Genomic DNA, 18013 nt, shown 5'->3' on the forward strand with positions numbered 1-18013 from the left:
AACCACCCACCAGGACGGCCCGATGAGCGAGTTGGTCCCCGGGGGCAATCTGCCCCTCCCGGGCGGCAGCGTGACCGTCCGCGTACCCGGCCCCTTCGACGTGTCCGCGCTCATCACCGACGACAGCGGCAAGGTGCGCGGCGACGCGGACTTCGTGTTCTACAACCAGCCGTCGGCTCCGGGCGCCCGGCTGCACGGCGACACGCTGACCGTCGACCCGCCGCGCCTGCGCCCCGGGGCGACCCGGGTCACGGTGGTCGTCAGCCCCGCCGAGACCGGCACTCCCCTGGGCCGACTGCCCGCCCCCGCGCTCCACATCACCGACTCCGGCGGCCGCCCGATCGCCCGGTTCGCCCCGCCGCGGCCACAACAGGAGACGGTGCTGCTGCTCGCGGAGCTGTACCGGCGGGGCGGCGCCTGGAAGGTGCGGGCTCTGGGGCAGGGGTACGCGGACGGGCTGGCGGGGCTCGCGCGCGACTTCGGGGTGGACGTCATCGAGGACGCGACGCCGACGGCGGCCATGCAGACACCCGCCCCGGCCGCCATGCCCGCCGCACGGCCCACGATGCACACCCTGGTCGACCTGGCCGTGCCGCGCACGCCCTCCCCCGATCCCGACGGCTTCCTGGGGCTGGTCAACTCCGCGCGCGCTGGCGCCGGTTCGCCGCCCGTCACTCTTGATGCCCGGCTCGCCTCCGCCGCCCACGCTCACGCCGCCGCCATGGCTTCGGCGGGACGGCTCGGGGTGGAGGGCCCGGACGGCGTCTCCGTGTACCAGCGCATCACCGCCGCCGGGTACGCGTATCTGACCATCGGCGAGCAGCTGGTCTCCGGTCCCCGTACCCCCGCCGAGTTCGTCGCCTACTGCCTGCGCTCCGAAGGCCCTCGCCGCACCCTGCACGACGCCGCCTTCACGCATGCCGCCCTAGCGCACGTCACGGGTGGCCGCTCGGGCGACACGTACTGGACGGCGCTGTGGGCCAGGCCGCTCTCGCCGGGCGGCCTGCCCCGCACCGCGACCGAGGTCGTCGACCTGACCAACCGGGAGCGGGCCCGGGCCGGGCTGCACCCCCTGGCCGTCGATGCCGCGCTGACCACCGCCGCGCAGGCCTACAGCGCCGACATGGCAGCCCGCGCCTTCTACTCCCACACCTCGCCCGAGGGCACCCAGCCCTGGGACCGGGCTGCCGCCGCGGGCTCCCGCATGCGCACGATCGGTGAGAACATCGCGTGCGGTCAGCGCTCTCCCGCCGAGGTCGTGGAGGGGTGGATGAACAGTCCGGGCCATCGCGCCAACATCCTCAAGCGGGACTTCACCCACATAGGCATCGGCTTCGCGGGCGGCGGCCCGGCGGGCACGTACTGGACACAGCTCTTCGGCGCCTGACGGGTCGGGGCGACGACACGCCGCGATCTAGGCGGAAGGGCACCGTCCGGGACACGATGCCCGTATGAAGGGTGACCTGTTTTCCAGCGAGCACATGGTCCAGCCGGCCACGGCGCCGGGCATGACGATCGAGAACGCCAAATGCATCAAGTACGCGGTGAACGGCGAGATGCACGCCCGCCAGGGCGCGATGGTCGCCTACCGCGGCAACCTCCAGTTCGAGCGCAAGGGCCAGGGCGTGGGCGGCATGCTCAAGCGGGCCGTGACCGGTGAGGGGCTGCCGCTGATGGCGGTGCGCGGGCAGGGCGAGGCCTGGTTCGCGCACGAGGCGCAGAACTGCTTCGTCGTCGACGTCGGCCCCGGCGACGAGTTCACGGTCAACGGCCGCAACGTGCTGTGTTTCGACGCCTCGTTGTCGTACCGGATAGCGACGGTGAAGGGTGCGGGCATCACCGGCGGCGGTCTGTTCAACAGCGTCTTCACGGGCCAGGGCAGGCTGGGCCTGATCTGCGACGGCAATCCGCTGGTCATCCCGGTCTCGCAGCAGTACCCGGTGTACGTCGACACGGACGCGGTGGTCGGCTGGACCGCCGGACTGCAGACCTCGCTGCATCGCTCGCAGTCCCTCGGTTCGATGCTGCGCGGCGGTTCCGGGGAAGCCGTGCAGCTGATGCTGCAAGGTCAGGGATATGTCGTCGTACGGCCGAGCGAGGCGACACCCCAGAAGCCGCAGCAGCACTGAACGCCCCCGCGAGGTGATCTGCGCCTCACGAGCAACCCACTCCGCCCTGCCGACGTCTTGATCGACAACAGGTGAAGCCCTGGCCGATCGTTTGGCCAGGGCCGGTTCTCAACGCTCTATACACGCCATGTATACCCATCACGTATACGCACCATGTATACACAGAGAGTATAGACGGCGTGTATATCGATCGAAAGGCATCGATGTACGGCAAGGCATTCGCCCCGGAGTACCAGGGCGCCCTGACCACTTTGTCCGTGAACTCGTCGCTCACCGACGTCCTGGCCGCCGGCACCGAGCAGTTGAGAGCGGCCGAGCGGTCCGGCGAGCACGGTGAGGCGGCGCGCTCCGGGCTCGCGGTCGCCGAGGCGCACCGCCGGCTGGGGCAGATCGGGGACGCCGACCGGGCCTGGAAGGCGAGCTACCGCGCCGCCCGGGAAGCCGGCGACACGGGGGCGATGGCCTGGGCGATGTGGAGCGGCGGCACGCTGGCCCGCCAGCGCGGCGCGTTCCCGCTGGCCCGGCGGCTGCTTCAGCTCGCGGCCGACCTCGGCGAGAGGGGCGGCGACATCGTCGTACGCGGTTACTCGCTGGCCGGGCTGGCGGAGACCGGCCGCATCCAGGGCGACTACGACGCCGTCCACCGGCTGCACGAGCAGCTGCTGGCCGAGGCCCGGCGGCGCGGTGAGGCCCGGCACACCGTGTGGGCGCTGGAGGGCATCGCGCAGATCCACCGCCAGACCGGCTCGTACGACACCGCGTACGCCCTGTTCGAGGAGGCCGGCGAGATCGCCGCGCGCGCCGAGGACCGGCGTGGCCATGCCTGGGCGCTGCGCGGGCTCGCCGATGTCGTCTCCGTGCGCGACGGCGACGTGGAGAGGGCGCTGGCCCTGCTGTCCGAGGCGGAGACCACGTGCCGCACGATGAAGCTGTCCAGCGCGCTGGCCTACAACCACAAGATGCGCGGCAACGTCCTCTACCGGGCCGGGCGTTACGCCGAGGCGCGGGAGCTGTACGAGCTGGCGCTGTCGGAGTTCCGCGCAATGAGCGAGCCACGCGGTCAGGCGCTGTCCCGGCTGGGGCTGGCGAAGTCGCGGGCCCAGCTGGGGCGCGATCGCACCGAGACCGCCGCCGAACTCGCCGAGCTGGCCGTGGTGCTGGAGCGGATCGGGCTGCGGCACGCGCGGGAGATGGTGGCTCGGGCGCAGCAGGAGTTCGGCGTCGGTGAGGACGCGATGGCGGGCGCCGAGGCGGTGGGCGCACGATGACGGCCTTCTCTTCGGCACTCCGGGCCCCGGCCGACACCGGTCGGCGCGCCACGCCGGTCCGCACACCGGTGGACGCCGGGCAAGTCCTCGACCGCTGCCGGACCTTGGTGCGCCCGGCGCTCAGGGAGGCAGTGGACCGAACGCATCCATGGGTCGGCGAGATGGCCGCGTACTCCTTCGGCTGGTGCGAGGTGGGCGGCGCGCCGGCCGCCTCCTCCGGCGGCAAGGGCGTACGGCAGGCGCTGGCGGTGCTCGGGGCGGAGGCGGCCGGCGCTCCCGGTCGGGTCGCGGTGCCCGGGGCGGTCGCGGTGGAGCTGGTGCACGCCTTCTCCCTGCTGCACGACGACATCATGGACGGCGACGAGGCACGGCGGCGCCGCCCCACCGTGTGGAAGGCGTACGGCACGGGACCCGCCGTCCTCGCGGGGGACGCGCTGTTCGCGCTGGCCGTCGAGACACTCGCGGCGGCACCTGCGGGGTCCCGGGCGATACGGCTGCTGTCCGAGGCGTTGCAGGACCTGGTGCGCGGGCAGGCGGACGACCTGCTGTTCGCCACGCGTCCCTGGACGGGTCCGGAGCGGGTGCGGCCGGACGAGTACCGGACGATGGCCGAGCGCAAGACGGGCGCCCTGCTGGGCTGCGCGGCCGCGCTGGGCGCCCTGCTCGGCGGCGCGCCGCCCGCGACCGTCGCCGCCCTCGACCGCGCGGGCCGGCATCTGGGCATCGCCTTCCAGGTCGTGGACGATCTGCTCGGCATCTGGGGCGACCCCGCCGTCACCGGCAAACCGGTCCACGGTGATCTGCGGGAGCGCAAGAAGACGTATCCCGTGCTGGTCGCACTCGACTCGCCCCTCGCCGGTCGACTCGCCGCGATGCTGGAATCGGACGCCGATCCCGGCGAAGTGGCCACGCTCATCGAGGAGGCGGGCGGCCGCTCGGCCGCGCTCGCGGAGGCACGGCGTCATGTCGCCGCCGTGGAGGTGGCCCTGGCGGACGTACCGATGGAGGCGGGGCCCGCCGAGGAGCTGCGCTCGCTGCTCGGCTTCCTCGTGCGGCGCGACCTGTGAGAGCGCGGTCCACTCGTTCGGCGGTGGCCTTCGGCAGCGCCGTGCCGCCGCCGGCGAAACCGGGTTGACCGGCGGCGTCCGTCGGGCCAGGGTGCCGAACGGCGCGGATCCACGCCCCGCGCCGGAAGGGTGACTGCCTTGATCGGGATCTCGGATGTCGAAGCCGCGGCCGACCTCATCGCCGGACACGTCGTACACACCCCGACCGTACCCAGCCCCGGCCTGTCGGACCTGCTCGGTGTCCCGGTCACGGCCAAGCTCGAACTCCTCCAGCGCACCGGGTCGTTCAAGGCCCGCGGGGCGACGGCGAAGCTGCTGTCGCTGACCGACGACCAGCGCGCCGCCGGGGTCGTCGCGGTGAGCGGCGGCAACCACGGCATCGCCCTGGCGATGACCGCCGCCGTCCTCGACGTGAAGGCCACGGTGGTCATGCCGCGTTCGGCGCCCGCGCACGCCGTGCGGATCGCCGAGGACGCCGGGGCGTCGGTGCGGCTGACGGACGACATGGACGGGGCGTTCTCGCTGGTCACCCGGCTGCGGGACGAGGGGCTGACCCTCGTGCATCCCTTCGACGACCCCCTGGTGATCGCCGGGCAGGGCACCGTCGGGCTGGAGCTGGCGCGTGACGCCGGTGAACTCACGGACGTGATCGTCAGTGTCGGGGGCGGTGGGCTCATCGCCGGTGTCGCGGTCGCGCTGCGGGCCCGCCGGCCTGCGTTGCGGATCTGGGGTGTGGAGACCGAGGGCGCCGAGGCCATGTCACAGGCGCTGGCGGCGGGCGGGCCGGTGCCGGTGGCGCTGTCGTCGATCGTGTCGACGCTCAGCGCGCCGGCCGTGTCGCAGCTGACGTACGACCATGTGTCGGCCCTGGTCGACGAGGTGCTCGTGGTCCCGGACCGGGAGGCGGTGCGGGGCGTGCTCGACCTCGCCGAGCACGCCAAGGTGTGGACCGAGCCGGCCGCCGGCAGTCTGCTGCCGGCGGCGCGCCGTGTGCTGGAGCGGGTCGGGGCGGGCGCCCGGCTCGGGCTGGTCGTGTGCGGAGGCAACGCGACGACCTCGGACATGCAGCGCTGGGCGACGGATTTCGGCCTTCGCTGAAGCATTCGCGACCAATTCCCCGGCCTTTTCGCCAGCTTACTCATGCGTAAGAAAGCAAATGAAAAGAAGCGCCCTTTAGTTGGGGTTTTCGTTGAACGCTTCCGGTGATGCCTCCCGTACTTCCTGTGAGAAATGAGAGCCAGGGGTTCAGCGAGGGATGGCCATGGTCAAGGCGCGCGTCTCCACAGCCGAGTTGGTCGCCGGGAGGTACCGGCTCGTCGATGTCGTCCAGCGCGAGACGAACCGCGTCGGATACTACGGCGAGGACCTGGAGACCGAACGTCAGTGCCTCCTCACCCAGATCGGGCTTCCGGACGACCCGAGCCCGGACGACCGGCGCCGGGCCACCTCGCGCATCCTGCGCACCTCGGAGCGGATAGGGCTGCTGCGCCCGGGCCGGGTGGCAGCCGTGCTGGACGTCGTCGAGGAGTCCGGCAGCCTGTGGATCGTCACCGAGTGGATCGACGGCACACCGCTCGGGGAACTCCTCGCCCAGCAGGGCACGTTCAACTATGTGCGGGCCGCGCGCATCGGCCTCGAACTGCTCGATGTGCTGGAGGCCGCGCATGTCGCGGGCATCACACACGGCGAGCTGAGCCCGGGCCAGGTGTTCGTGGGCGCCGACGGGTCCGTGGTGGTCACCGGCTTCGGCCTGGCCGGCGCGACCCTCGCACCCCGTGTCGCCGCTCCGTCGTACGCGTCGCCGGAGCAGGCCCGCGACGAGCGGATCGGGCCGGCGTCCGATCTGTGGGCGCTGGGCGCGATCCTGTACACGATGGTCGAGGGACGCCCGCCGTATCGCGAACGGGACCGGCCCGAGGCCACGTTGAAGGGAGTCGACCGGCTCCCGCTGCGCGCCCCGGTGCGTGCCGGGCCGCTCACCCAGGCCGTGCAGGGCCTGTTGCGCAAGGACTCCCGGGAGCGGCTGAGCAGACCGGTGGTCCGCGAGGCGTTCGACCGCGTCCTCAACGAGGATCCCGAGGCGGGCGGCCCGGCGGCGGGGCGCCCCCGGATGCGCGGTCGATGCGCCGTCGCACCGACCTGGGGCAGACGCGCCATGGTCGTCGGCACCGCGCTGGCCGTGGTCACCGTGGCGGCGGCCGTCCTCGTGGTGACCAACGCCAGGCAGGACGACACGGACTCCTCGGCGGCGGGTACGACGCCCGGCCCGTCCGCCTCCGCCGGCGCGCCGACCTCCCAGTCCCCCACGGGCACGCCCAGCACGTCCCCCACTCAGGAGGAGCCAGAGACGGGGACAGGGGCGGGGGCGGGGTCTGGAACGGGGTCGGGGTCGGGGTCCCCCACCGCTTCCCCGTCGGCCCCGGTCCTGCCCGACGGATTCCGGACGTACAAGTCACCGGACGGCTTCTCGGTCGCCCTACCGGAGGGCTGGCAGCCGCTGGCCACCAAGCGCGCCTCGGACGTGGCGTACCGCGTCCTCTTCAGCGGCGACGGCGATGAGCGCGGGCTGGCGGTCACCTACAGCGAGGTGCTGGGACCGGATCCCGTCGCCGTCTGGCGCGACGACGTCCAGCCCCAACTGGAGGCGGGCGGCGGTTTCCAGCGGATCGGCGATATCGAGGCGACCACGTACCAGGGCTACGAGGCCGCCGACATGGAGTGGGTCTCAGGGAAGGACGGCACCCGCCTGCGTACCTTCGGCCGCGGCTTCGTCATCGATGACCAACGTGGCTACTCGCTGCGCTGGATCACCCCGGAGGACGACTGGAACGACCCCGAGAACCAGGAGGCGCTGGACGTCTTCCTGCGGACCTTCCGGGTTCCCGGGGACTGATCAGGCCGACGCTCGGGGTGTGTGCATCGCCCGCAGCGGCAGCCCGTGCAGCGGGTCCGTGCGCCAACGGGCCGTGAACGTCCGGTCTTTGAGCGAGCAGGTCACGTCCAGATGGTGCGGGGTCTCCAGGAAGGCGACGTCCACGACGAGGGTGCCGGCGTCGGTCCAGCCGCCGCTGACGGCGGTGGGCACCGGCTCCTCGGTGACGGTCCATCCGGCCTGACCGAGCCGCACCTGAAGCGGGTGGCCGTCCTCGGTGAGCGTCAGGGTCCAGCCGTCCGCGCCGGGCGTGAGGTCGATCGCCGTCAGCTTGGGCAGCGGCCCGCAGACCCCGCCGTCCGGCGTGAACGCGGCGGCGGACCAGGCCTCGGCACCCTCGGGCGGCGCGGGCTCACCGGCGGCGGCCGGCAGCGCCAGGCCGGCCAGCCGCTCCGCCAGGGCCGTGTCCGCCGCCTCGCCGCCCGTGCGGGGCGCGGGCCCGAACGCGGGCAGCAGATGCTCCCAGACCAGGTTCAGGAGGGTCTGCATGTCCCAGGTGTCCGCCGTCGTCGCGATGACGGCGTCGTGTTCGGGCAGCACGATGCAGAACTGACCGAACGCGCCGTCACCGCGATAGCCGTGCCGGGACATCCAGAACTTGAAGCCGTAGCCCCGCTGCCAGTCGTCCCCGGGCATCGCGCCGGCGTTCGGGATCTGAGTGCGCGTGGCCTCGTCCACCCACCACTCGGGCAGCAGCCGCTCGCCCTCCCAGACACCGCCGCGCAGATACAGCTGGCCGAGCCGGGCGATCGCGTCGGTGGTGGCGTGCAGTCCGCTGAAGCCGAGCTCCCGGCCGCTGCGGTCGCGCAGCCACGCGACCTCTCCGATGCCGAGCGGATCCAGCAGGCGCGGCCGCAGGTACTCGGTCAGCGACTGGCCGCTCGTGCGCTGCACGATGGCGGAGAGCGTGAAGGTGGCGGGCTGGTTGTACGCGAAGACCGTGCCCGGGTCACGGGGCGGGGGCACCAGGAGGAAGCCGCGCACGAGGTCCTCGCGGTCGCGTTCCCGCGCCTCGAAGACGGTGTCCGCCTCGTGCCCGCTGGCCATGGACGCCACGTGCCGCACGAGCATCGCGCGGCTGCGCGGATCGGTGATGTCGGCCTCGAACTCGGGGAAGTACGAGATCACCGGGTCGTCGAGCCGTATCAGCCCCTCGGCGGCGGCGATCCCGGCGGCGGTCGCGGTGAAGCTCTTGCTGATCGAGTAGAGCAACTGCGGGCGTTCGGCGGTGTACGGCGCCCACCAGCCGGAGGCGACCAGATGGCCGTGCCGCAGGATCATCAGGCTGTGCGGCTCGATCGTGGGGGTGGCGTCGAGTGCGTCGAGGAAGGCGAGGACACCGGCGGCGTCGACGCCCTGGGCGGCGGGGGTGCTCGAAGGCAGCGCACGGGCAGACATACGTGCATCCTCCCCCGACACTCCGGCGTGGACAGGGACCTCCTCGAACCTCGCCCCCACACCCGCCCCGTCCGTCCCGTTTTCAGCGTGCCTGTCCGGGGGAGGCGAGGGCTGGCCCGCCCGTGGCTGTGCACCGCGAGATGCTGCACCGCGCGGGCGTCCCGCACGGGTGCCATAAGCTGCCGGTCGGCACTTTTGCCGTCCCAGCAGCTTGTACAGGAGAGTCATCCGTGACACTGGCGTTCGTCCCACCCGAGACGTCCTCCGCACCCCAGGCCCCGCTGTCCGACCTCGTCGCGCGCGACGCACGTGAGTTCGGGGTCTACGCGCGGACCGGCGGGTGGGCCTTCGGCCTGATGGTGGCCCGCAGCGTGCGGCCCGGCGGTCAGGGCGCCGACGAGACACCGAAGGTGTCCGCGAAGGAGTTCGCCGAACTCGCCGGGTGCTCCCCCGAGCGCGTCATGCGCTACTACAAGGCCTGGGACCGGGCCGCCGACGACGGTCTCGTCCCGCAGTTCGAGGCCCTCGCGCCGGGCCAGGAGGTGGAGCTGCCGGACTCGGACGTGTGGCTCAGCTACTACGTCTCCCGCAACAGCGCCACCTCCGAGCGCGGCACCGCCATCACGGAAGCGGCCGAGGCCGAGGGCATCCGCCCGACGAAGGCCCTGGAGGTCGCCGAGAACCCCACCGCGCTGCGCGCGGCCATCCTCGCCGACCCCTCCACCGCCCGCGCGGCCCGCCAGGCGCTGCTCGACCGGGTCCGCGAAGACCCGGACCTGCAGGCCGAGTTGGCGCGGGACGTCGTACGCACCGACGACCTGAAGAAGGCCGTCGCCACCGAAAGCCGGTCGGCCGACCGGCTCGACTACGTCCGCCAGATCGCCGAGTCCGGCCAGATCAAGACGCCGGCCGGGCAGACCGTCGACGCGCCCGTGGACCTGCGCCAGGAGGCCGAACGGCATCTGTCGCTCATCGACGAGCTGGAGGAGGACGAGGACACCGGTGAGTGGGCCACCGAGGCCTACGGCGCCATGAAGTCCCTCGTCGTCGAGGCCGTCGAGGCCGACCCCGAGCTGCGGGTGCAGGAGCGGCGGACGAAGTTCTACAGCAGCCTGCAGCGGGCGACGAAGGTCTTCGAGGAGCTGACCTTCGACGATGTGCAGGAGTTCGTCGAGGACGACATGGTCCAGCAGTTGGAGGAGCTCCAGGAGGCCATCGCCACGGCCATCGCGGCTCTGCGCGGCACTCGGGATGGCGCGGCGCGACAGGAGTAGCCGCGCTCACTCCACCGACGCGCCGCCGCTCACTCTGTGTAGCGGCGGCGTGTCCACAGAGGCAGTACGAACCAACACACCACGTACCAGGCGACCACGCCCGCGACCAGCCAGGGCACGAAGTCGTCATCCATGGCGACCCGCAGGATCAGCAGCAGCGCGGACGCCATCGTGGCCAGCAGCAGGACCAGGCCGACGGAGGTCAACCGGGAGGCCCACTCCACGGCCTGCGGTTTGATGCGCTGCCCCGACACCATGCGGTGCAGGGACACAGGACCGATCAGGGCGCCGGTGGCGGTGGCGCCCAGGACGACCGTCACGATGTAGATGGTCTGTTCCGTGTCGCCGAGGGTGTCGTACTTGGTGGTGAAGACGACGGTGAGCAGGAAGCCGAACAGGATCTGGACACCCGTCTGGGCCACCCGGACCTCCTGGATGAGTTCGAGCCACCTGCGGTCGGCCCGCTCCTCCTCCGTCTCGTCGCGTCCTGTCCGCTTTTCCTGGTCCATCATGCGGTCCGGGTAACCACGGCGCGAAACCCTCAAACGGTGCGGGTCCGGGAGCGGCGGGCTCGCCGCCTCCCCCGGAGCCGTACCGCGTCTACCAGCGGTTTTCCACCTGTTCCTTGATCCGTCGGGCGTAGAGGTCCTGGATCGCGGCGAGCGTCTCGTCGGACAGCTCCGGCAGCGCGGCGGCGTCCGCGTTGGCGCGGGCCTGCTCGGGCGAGCGGGCGCCCGGGATCACGGTGGTCACACCCGGCTGCTGGATGATCCAGCGCAGCGCCAGCTGGGCCGGCGTGAAGCCCTCCGGGGCGAGGGCGGCGAACTCGACGGCGGCCTCCACACCGGAGGCGTAGTCGACGCCGGAGAAGGTCTCGCCCTGGTCGAAGGACTCGCCGTGCCGGTTATAGGTGCGGTGGTCGTTCGCCGGGAAGACGGTGTCCTTGGTGTACTTGCCGGACAGCAGACCGGAGGCCAGCGGGACGCGCGCGATGATGCCGACGCCCGCCTCCTCGGCCGCGGGCAGCACCTCCAGCAGCGGCTTCATGCGAAACGCGTTGAGGATGATCTGCACACTGGCCACGCCCGGCCGGGCGATGGCAGTCAGCGCCTCGGCGCAGGTCTCCACGCTGACGCCGTACTGGGCGATGCACTCCTCCTCGACGAGGGTGTCCAGGGCGTCGAACACCTCGTCCGTCGAGTAGACCGGCGTCGGCGGGCAGTGCAGCTGGACCAGGTCGATGCGGTCCACGCCGAGGTTACGGCGCGAACGGTCGTTCCAGGCGCGGAAGTTGTCGAGGACGTAGTTCTCAGGGATCTGGTCGACGCGGCGGCCCATCTTGGTCGCCACGAAGACGTCGAGCTCCGGCCTGTCGCGCAGGAAGGCGGCGATGGTCTGCTCGCTGCGCCCGTCGCCGTAGACGTCGGCCGTGTCGAAGAAGGTCACCCCCGACTCGACCGCCGCGTCCAGAACCGCAAGGGCTTCCTTGTCGTCCACGTCTCCCCAGTCGGCGCCCAGCTGCCACGTACCGAGACCGACGACGGATGCCCGCTGACCCGACCTACCGATTACACGCTCGTCCATGGCGTCAGTGTGCCATTCGCCGACCGCGTGGGCGGAGCGGGCCCCTCCGCCCACGCTCCCTGTGAATCGTTCACTCACACGAGTGAATCGGCTCGGCGCGCAAGCGGTTGCTGTGGGGGGCGATCCTAGCTTGGGCCCGTGATCGACGACTTCACCCGCAGGGGCTTCCTGCGCACCGCCGCCGCCCTGGCCGCCGTACCGACCCTCCTCCCGGCCGATCCGGCCGTCGCGGCACAGGAGTTGCCGGACTTCCCGCTCGAAGTGGCGCTGCACCGCTCGGCGTACCGCAACTGGGTCGGCGAGATCACCGCCGACGGGCTGTGGGCCTGCGCGCCGACCGGCCCGGACCAGGTGGTCGCCGTCGTCAACTGGGCCTGGCGGCACGGCTGGAGGGTCCGCGCCCGGGGTGCCTCGCACGGTTGGTCGCCGCTGACGATCACGCCGGGCACGGCGTCGGACGCGCCGGTCCTCCTCGTCGACACCGCCTCTCATCTCACCGGCCTGTCCCTGGAGTCCGCGACCTCGGTGCGCGCCGGCACCGGCAGCACCCTGGAGTCCCTGCTCACCTACCTGGAGGAACACGGCCTCGGCGTCACCGCCGCGCCCGCACCCGGCAACCTCACCCTCGGCGGAGCCCTGGCCATCGACGCGCACGGCACCGCCGTACCGGCGCGGGGCGAGCAGCGACTGCCCGGCCACACCTACCGCTCGCTGAGCAATCTCGTACTGTCGCTGACGGCCGTCGTCTGGGACGAGGACAGTGGCGCCTATGCGCTGCGGACCTACGATCGCGCCGAGGCGGACTGCGCCGCGCTGCTCACCCATCTCGGCCGCTCCCTGGTCACCGAAGTGGTGCTGCGGGTCGGCGCGAACACCAATCTGCGGTGTGTCAGCCGTACGGACATCCCGGCCCGCGAGCTCTTCGCCGCGCCCGGCACCGCGGGACGCTCCCTGGAGAGCTTCCTGGACCGGGCCGGACGGGTCGAGGCGATCTGGTTCGCCTTCACCGAGCACCCGTGGCTGAAGTTGTGGAGCGTCTCCCCCACCAGGCCGCCGGCCTCGCGGCACGTGACGGCGCCGTACAACTACCCGTTCTCCGACAGCGTGCCGACCCCGGTGGCGGACCTCGTGGGACGCATCGTGTCGGACGGGGCCTGGTACCTGGCGCCGGTGCTCGGCAACGCGCAGTACGACGTGGCGGCCCTCGGGCTCGTGACCACCCTGTCGGCGGACATCTGGGGGCCGTCCAAGAACACGCTGCTGTATCTGAGGCCGACGACCCTGAGGATCGCCACGAACGGATACGCGGTGCTCACCGGCCGGGACCAAGTGCAGCGTGTCGTCGCCGAGTTCACGGCCTTCTACCGGGAGCGGCTCGCGGCGTATGCCGGCCGGGGCCGGTTCCCGGTCAACGGTTCGGTGGAGATCCGGGTGACCGGCCTGGACGATCCGGCGGACGCGGGCGTCGACGGGGCGCGGGCCCCGCTGCTGTCGGCGCTCCGGCCGCGCGGCGAGCGTCCCGAGTGGGACACGGCCGTGTGGCTCAACATCCTGACCCTGCCGGGGACGCCGTACGCGGAGGCGTTCCTGAGCCAGATCGAGCGGTTCCTGCTGCGTACCTTCGACGGTGAGTACGCCATGACCCGCGTCGAGTGGTCGAAGGGCTGGGCCTACACGAAGGACGCCGCCTGGAGCGACGGCGAGGTGCTCGGCGCGGTCGTGCCCGGTGCCTTCGGACAGGACGTGTGGGGCGAGGCCTCCGGGACCTTGGACCGGCTCGATCCGCACGGGGTGTTCGGCAACGCCTTCCTCGACCGGTTGTTCCGGTGAGGCGGGGCTACTTACGGGACGCCCTCGCGTGCACGGTGCGCGCGACCTTCGGGCCGAGCCAGCGCTTGAGGCGGCGCAGCGTCTGAAGTTGCCCGGCGGCCCTGTCGATCCGGTAGTACAGCTGGGGTGGCACGTAGGGCAGCAGGGGTGAGTGGCGCTGGCCGAGCAGGGCGAACATCTGCTGCGGGGGCAGGTGGATGTAGCGGGGCAGGTTCTCGTACCACAGGGCGCTGTGGCGGGCGGCGCTCTGGAGGGACAACAGGGCCTGTCGGCGCTCCCGTTCGTAGTGGGCGAGGGCATCCGGGAGGGCGGGCCGTTCATGGAGGGCGTCCGCGAGAGCGATGGCGTCCTCCAGGGCGAGGGTCGTACCGGCACCGATGGAGTAGTGGGTGGTATGGGCGGCGTCGCCGATCAGGACGAGGTTGCCGCGGTGCCAGGTGCGGTTGGTGAGGGTGCGGAAGTTCAGCCACTGCGTGCTGCCGTCGGCGGACGGGCGGCCGATGAGGGGGTGGCCGTCGAGGGCCCCGGCGAAGAGCTTCTCCAGCAGGGCCGGTCCGTCGGCGTCGGGCACGGTGTCGAGGCCGAGGCCCGTCCAGGTCTCTGGGGCGCACTCGACGACGCAGGTGCCGGCGTCGGGTCCGAAGCCGTAGCCGTAGCACCAGATCCAGCCGTGGTCGGTCTCGGCGAAGGCAAAGGTGAAGGCGTCGAAGGCCTTGCTGGTGCCCAGCCAGATGTAGCGGTTGCGGCCGGTCTCGACCCGCGTGCCGAAGTGGTCGGCATGGCGGGTGCGCAGGGTGCTGTGCACGCCGTCGCCCGCGACGACCAGGTCGGCCGTGGGCAGGTCGTCCGGGGCGATGGCGTGCCCGAACTCCAGACGTACGCCCAGCGAGCGGGCGCGCTCGGCGAGGATCTCCAGCAGCCGGTGGCGGCCGATGCCGTGCCCCTCGTCGCCGGGCCGACGGGTCGTCAGGTCCCGTACGTGGGCCACGCCCGCGCTCCAGCGGACCGAGCTCGCCTCGATGGCGCGTGCCGTCACGGGGTCGTGGGCGTGCAGTTTGTCGAGCAGCCCGCGCCAGTACGTGACGCCCCAGCCGTAGGTGATGCCCTCCGGGTTGCGTTCGTGGACGGTGATGTCGTGGGACGGGTCCCGCAGCTTCAGCAGGATCGAGAGATACAGGCCGGCAGGCCCGCCGCCGACGCAGGCGACCTTCACACATGCCCCCAGATATTGCCAATCCGGTCATTTCGGACCGCAGGGTAGCAGGAGTCGGGCGCCGTCCCGCGGCACTCCGGATCGCGCCAGTTTCAGCGGGTGAGACACACCACTGACGCCGCCCCGGCCCGCGAAGGACCGGCGGGAACATGACGCCCAGGGGAAGGAATTCCCCATTCCGGGTACGTATCGGCACCCATCGCGACAAGATCATCTTCGTTCAACCCTGCACGACATGTGGCCACTTGTCCGGATCGAAGCCAACAGCTGTCGACCGATTTCTCCCGCTGTGGTCAAGCCCGATAGGCATATGCGGAGTCAGCAACCGAACCAACCATCGAACCCACCCAGGAGGTCCGCATGCCGGAACTCAGTCGTCGCCGTGCGCTCACCGCCGCGGCCGCCCTCGCCACCGCCGCCGGCGTCACGACGGTCACCGCCCTGACCGCGTCCGCCTCGGAGGACCCGAGACACCCGCAGCACGCGGGACACCCGGAGCATCCGGAGCGCTCTGAGCACACAGGCCACTCTGGCCACGACCAGCACGCCCCGGCGTCCTTCGACGAGGTCTACAAGGGCCGCCTGATACAGGGCCGGCCGGCCGCGGGCGGCGCCCACCAGCATCACGGCGGCGGTTACGCCGTGTTCGTCGACGACATCGAGCTCCATGTGATGCGCAACGCCGACGGCAGCTGGATCAGCGTCGTCAGCCACTACGACCCGGTGCCCACCCCGCGGGCCGTCGCCCGCGCCGCAGTGGACGAACTCCAGGGCGCCGCACTGCTGCCCTTCCCCGCCAACTGAACCGCCCTACCCGCACTTTGGAGCACCAGCGACCATGACCGTCCGCAAGAACCAGGCCAGCCTGACCGCCGACGAGAAGCGCCGATTCGTCGCCGCCCTCCTGGAGTTGAAGCGCAGCGGCCGCTACGACGCGTTCGTCACGACCCACAACGCCTTCATCGTCGGCGACACCGACAACGGTGAGCGCACCGGCCACCGCTCACCGTCGTTCCTGCCCTGGCACCGCAGATTCCTGCTCGAATTCGAGCGCGCGTTGCAGGAGGTGGACGCCTCGGTCGCGCTGCCGTACTGGGACTGGAGCACTGACCGCTCGATACGGTCCTCGCTGTGGGCGCCCGACTTCCTGGGCGGCACCGGGCGCAGCCGCGACGGACAGGTGACGGACGGGCCGTTCGCGGCGTCGGCCGGCAACTGGCCGATCAACGTGCGCGTCGACGGCCGTACGTTCCTGCGCCGCTCGCTCGGCACCGGCGTGCGGGAGTTGCCGACCCCGGCCGAGGTGGATTCCGTGCTCGCCATGCCGACGTACGACATGGCGCCCTGGAACAGTGGGTCGGACGGCTTCCGCAACCACCTCGAAGGCTGGCGCGGCGTCAATCTGCACAACCGGGTGCATGTGTGGGTCGGCGGGCAGATGGCGACCGGTGCGTCGCCCAACGACCCGGTGTTCTGGCTGCACCACGCCTACATCGACAAGCTGTGGGCGGACTGGCAGCGGCGCCACCCCGGCTCCACCTATCTGCCGGCCGCCGGGACGCCGAACGTGATCGACCTGGGCGACACGATGAAGCCGTGGAACGACGTGCGCCCCGCCGACCTGCTGGACCACACCGCGCACTACACCTTCGACGCGGCCTGAGCCTCGCCGGGCCCGGTGCTCAGGCCTCGGCGGTGCGGCACTCCGGGTGGCCCCAGCCCTGGGCGTTCTTGGCGATCGGCTCGCCCGCCGCATAACTGCGGCCGCACAGGCACCGGCCGGGGAACTTGGCCTTGATGGTGCGCGCGGAGCTTCCGTTCTTCCGGGAGGCAGCGGCCTTGCGGCCCGGCGCCTTGGCCTTCGGGGTGTCCGGGGAGGGCGGCGGCTCCGGTGAGCCGAGCTCGCTGCTCGCTGACTCCTGGACCATGGCGGCCTGGCTCGCGGCGCGGTCGGCGAAGTCGTTCAGCGGGTCGCCGTCGACCTGGTGGGCGGGGACGTAGCGGAACTCGACCTTGCGGCCGTCGAGCAGTTCGTCGATGCGCACGACCAGGTCCTGGTTGGCGACGGGCTTGCCGGCGGCCGTCTTCCAGCCGTTGCGCTTCCAGCCGGGCAGCCACGTGGTGACGGCCTTCATGGCGTACTGCGAGTCCATGCGGATCTCCAGCGGTACGCCGGGGTCGATCGCCGTGAGGAGCCGTTCCAGTGCGGTCAGTTCCGCGACGTTGTTGGTGGCCTTGCCGAGCGGTCCCGCCTCCCAGCGGACCGGGGTCTGAGTCTCGTCGGCGACGACCCAGGCCCAGCCCGCCGGCCCGGGATTTCCCTTGGAAGCCCCGTCGCACGCGGCCACAACACGTTCAAGCATGTGCCCGATCATGCCATGGGCCGGCGGGCCGCCCGGTCGCAGGTGCGGTCGCCGATCAGTCGTGGTCGGCCATCGATCACGAGACGACGGTCGTCGGTGGCATCTCGCCCTCGGTCGTGGTGACGTCGATCACCGAGAAGTTGGCGCCCTGCGGGTCGCTGAGCGCGGCGAACCGGCCGAACGGCGAGGTCATCGGGCCGAAGCGCAGGACGGCGCCCTGCTTGGTGGCCCGGGCCACCGCGTCGTCGCAGTTCTCGACCGTGAAGTAGACGTTGATGTAGGAGGGGACCTCGGGCGGGAACTCGTCCGTCATCCGCATCCGGCCGAGGACCATGTCGTCGCCGATCGAGTAGATCCGGAAGTCGACGGCTTCGTCCTCCATCTGCTGCGCGCCGTATCCGAAGACCGCCGGGAAGAACGTGTCGGGCTTCTCCCGCTCGCGCGTGAAGACCTCGCCCCAGCAGTAGGCGCCCGGCTCCTCCACCGGCGCCTCGAAGCCTTCGTGGGTACCGGCCTGCCAGAGGCCGAAGACGGCACCGCTGGGCTCGCGGGCCAGGCACATGCTGCCGAACTCGCCGACCGCCATCGGCTCCATCAGGATCTCGCCACCGTTGTCCCGGATCTTGGCTGCGGTGGCGTTGACGTCGGAGGTGGCGAGGTAGAGGCACCACGCCGACTGCCCCTCCTGGCCCGGCATGGGCGGGACGACCGCGGCGGCGGCCTTGTCGTTCGCGTAGGCCTGGGTGTAGTTGCCGTACTCCGACGACTGCTCGCCGAACGTCCAGCCGAGCACGTCGCCGTAGAAGTTCTTGGCCCCCTCGATGTCACTGAACATCGCGTCGGCCCAGATCGGGGTTCCTTCAGGTTTCGCGGCCATGGTGCGGCCCTCTCCCGGATCGGTGAGTTGTCCGGATTCTTACGCTAGTCATCGGGCGGTCGGGGCGCGCGCCGAATG

Annotated in this window: 16 protein-coding genes; 10 read left to right on the plus strand and 6 right to left on the minus strand. The window is 71.6% G+C overall.

Annotated features, from left to right (window positions below; genetic code table 11):
• Nucleotides 1-22: 22 nt before the first annotated feature.
• From OG254_RS02915 to OG254_RS02940, 6 genes are all read left to right on the plus strand, one after another.
• Complete coding sequence (locus OG254_RS02915; protein WP_405577004.1) at nt 23-1387, plus strand: CAP domain-containing protein; 1365 nt, start codon at nt 23-25, stop codon at nt 1385-1387.
• Nucleotides 1388-1451: 64 nt separating this feature from the next.
• The gene (locus OG254_RS02920) at nt 1452-2129 is read left to right on the plus strand and encodes an AIM24 family protein (RefSeq protein WP_405577005.1); all 678 of its coding nucleotides are present in this window, start codon (nt 1452-1454) and stop codon (nt 2127-2129) included.
• Nucleotides 2130-2332: 203 nt separating this feature from the next.
• A complete protein-coding gene (locus tag OG254_RS02925; RefSeq protein ID WP_405594817.1) occupies nt 2333-3397 on the plus strand; it encodes a tetratricopeptide repeat protein in 1065 nt (354 codons plus the stop codon).
• The gene (locus OG254_RS02930; protein WP_405577006.1) at nt 3394-4464 is read left to right on the plus strand and encodes a polyprenyl synthetase family protein; all 1071 of its coding nucleotides are present in this window, start codon (nt 3394-3396) and stop codon (nt 4462-4464) included. The genes OG254_RS02925 and OG254_RS02930 overlap by 4 nt, the downstream gene beginning before the upstream one ends.
• Before the next feature lie 138 nt (nt 4465-4602).
• Nucleotides 4603-5562: a threonine/serine dehydratase gene (locus tag OG254_RS02935; RefSeq protein ID WP_405577007.1), complete on the plus strand. Its 960-nt coding sequence runs from the start codon at nt 4603-4605 to the stop codon at nt 5560-5562.
• 157 nt (nt 5563-5719) lie between these two features.
• Nucleotides 5720-7357 (plus strand): serine/threonine protein kinase, encoded by a 1638-nt coding sequence (locus tag OG254_RS02940; RefSeq protein ID WP_405577008.1) that lies wholly within the window; start codon nt 5720-5722, stop codon nt 7355-7357.
• Here OG254_RS02940 and OG254_RS02945 read toward each other — a convergent pair whose 3' ends face one another.
• Complete coding sequence (locus tag OG254_RS02945; RefSeq protein ID WP_405577009.1) at nt 7358-8794, minus strand: serine hydrolase domain-containing protein; 1437 nt, start codon at nt 8792-8794, stop codon at nt 7358-7360.
• A gap of 230 nt (nt 8795-9024) precedes the next feature.
• On the opposite strand from OG254_RS02945, the gene OG254_RS02950 reads away from it, so the two are divergent.
• Nucleotides 9025-10068, plus strand: a complete 1044-nt coding sequence (locus tag OG254_RS02950) for a hypothetical protein (protein WP_405577010.1) — start codon at nt 9025-9027, stop codon at nt 10066-10068.
• 29 nt (nt 10069-10097) lie between these two features.
• Here OG254_RS02950 and OG254_RS02955 read toward each other — a convergent pair whose 3' ends face one another.
• Together OG254_RS02955 and OG254_RS02960 are read right to left on the minus strand one after the other, a co-directional pair.
• Nucleotides 10098-10580 carry a DUF6328 family protein gene (locus tag OG254_RS02955; protein ID WP_351185982.1) on the minus strand — a complete coding sequence of 161 codons (483 nt, stop codon included), beginning with the start codon at nt 10578-10580 and terminating at the stop codon, nt 10098-10100.
• A gap of 88 nt (nt 10581-10668) precedes the next feature.
• Complete coding sequence (locus OG254_RS02960; RefSeq protein WP_405577011.1) at nt 10669-11652, minus strand: aldo/keto reductase; 984 nt, start codon at nt 11650-11652, stop codon at nt 10669-10671.
• Nucleotides 11653-11790: 138 nt separating this feature from the next.
• On the opposite strand from OG254_RS02960, the gene OG254_RS02965 reads away from it, so the two are divergent.
• A complete protein-coding gene (locus OG254_RS02965) occupies nt 11791-13482 on the plus strand; it encodes a cholesterol oxidase substrate-binding domain-containing protein (RefSeq protein ID WP_405577012.1) in 1692 nt (563 codons plus the stop codon).
• A gap of 7 nt (nt 13483-13489) precedes the next feature.
• On the opposite strand, the gene OG254_RS02970 is transcribed toward OG254_RS02965, so the two are convergent.
• A complete protein-coding gene (locus tag OG254_RS02970; protein WP_405577013.1) occupies nt 13490-14695 on the minus strand; it encodes an FAD-dependent monooxygenase in 1206 nt (401 codons plus the stop codon).
• A 360-nt stretch (nt 14696-15055) separates the two neighbouring features.
• Between OG254_RS02970 and OG254_RS02975 the strand changes: the two genes are divergently transcribed.
• On the plus strand, nt 15056-15499 hold the full coding sequence (locus OG254_RS02975) for a tyrosinase cofactor (RefSeq protein WP_405577014.1): 444 nt from the start codon (nt 15056-15058) through the stop codon (nt 15497-15499).
• Between the two features lie 34 nt (nt 15500-15533).
• A complete protein-coding gene (locus OG254_RS02980) occupies nt 15534-16358 on the plus strand; it encodes a tyrosinase family protein (protein WP_405577015.1) in 825 nt (274 codons plus the stop codon).
• Nucleotides 16359-16377: 19 nt separating this feature from the next.
• Here OG254_RS02980 and OG254_RS02985 read toward each other — a convergent pair whose 3' ends face one another.
• Both OG254_RS02985 and OG254_RS02990 read right to left on the minus strand, forming a co-directional pair.
• Nucleotides 16378-17070, minus strand: coding sequence for a ribonuclease H (locus OG254_RS02985; protein ID WP_405577016.1), 693 nt, complete (start codon nt 17068-17070; stop codon nt 16378-16380).
• Between the two features lie 64 nt (nt 17071-17134).
• Complete coding sequence (locus OG254_RS02990; protein ID WP_405577017.1) at nt 17135-17935, minus strand: VOC family protein; 801 nt, start codon at nt 17933-17935, stop codon at nt 17135-17137.
• Nucleotides 17936-18013 lie beyond the last annotated feature (78 nt).

The sequence above is a fragment of the Streptomyces sp. NBC_01092 genome, assembly GCF_045039535.1.
In the GTDB taxonomy this organism is placed as follows: Bacteria; Actinomycetota; Actinomycetes; order Streptomycetales; family Streptomycetaceae; genus Streptomyces.

Coding starts and splice junctions, on each gene's coding strand:
- OG254_RS02915 (WP_405577004.1), top strand. CDS start 23: ATGAGCGAGTTGGTCCCCGGGGGCAATCTGCCCCTCCCGGGCGGCAGC.
- OG254_RS02920 (WP_405577005.1), top strand. CDS start 1,452: ATGAAGGGTGACCTGTTTTCCAGCGAGCACATGGTCCAGCCGGCCACG.
- OG254_RS02925 (WP_405594817.1), top strand. CDS start 2,333: ATGTACGGCAAGGCATTCGCCCCGGAGTACCAGGGCGCCCTGACCACT.
- OG254_RS02930 (WP_405577006.1), top strand. CDS start 3,394: ATGACGGCCTTCTCTTCGGCACTCCGGGCCCCGGCCGACACCGGTCGG.
- OG254_RS02940 (WP_405577008.1), top strand. CDS start 5,720: ATGGCCATGGTCAAGGCGCGCGTCTCCACAGCCGAGTTGGTCGCCGGG.
- OG254_RS02945 (WP_405577009.1), bottom strand. CDS start 8,794: ATGTCTGCCCGTGCGCTGCCTTCGAGCACCCCCGCCGCCCAGGGCGTC.
- OG254_RS02955 (WP_351185982.1), bottom strand. CDS start 10,580: ATGATGGACCAGGAAAAGCGGACAGGACGCGACGAGACGGAGGAGGAG.
- OG254_RS02960 (WP_405577011.1), bottom strand. CDS start 11,652: ATGGACGAGCGTGTAATCGGTAGGTCGGGTCAGCGGGCATCCGTCGTC.
- OG254_RS02975 (WP_405577014.1), top strand. CDS start 15,056: ATGCCGGAACTCAGTCGTCGCCGTGCGCTCACCGCCGCGGCCGCCCTC.
- OG254_RS02980 (WP_405577015.1), top strand. CDS start 15,534: ATGACCGTCCGCAAGAACCAGGCCAGCCTGACCGCCGACGAGAAGCGC.
- OG254_RS02985 (WP_405577016.1), bottom strand. CDS start 17,070: ATGATCGGGCACATGCTTGAACGTGTTGTGGCCGCGTGCGACGGGGCT.
- OG254_RS02990 (WP_405577017.1), bottom strand. CDS start 17,935: ATGGCCGCGAAACCTGAAGGAACCCCGATCTGGGCCGACGCGATGTTC.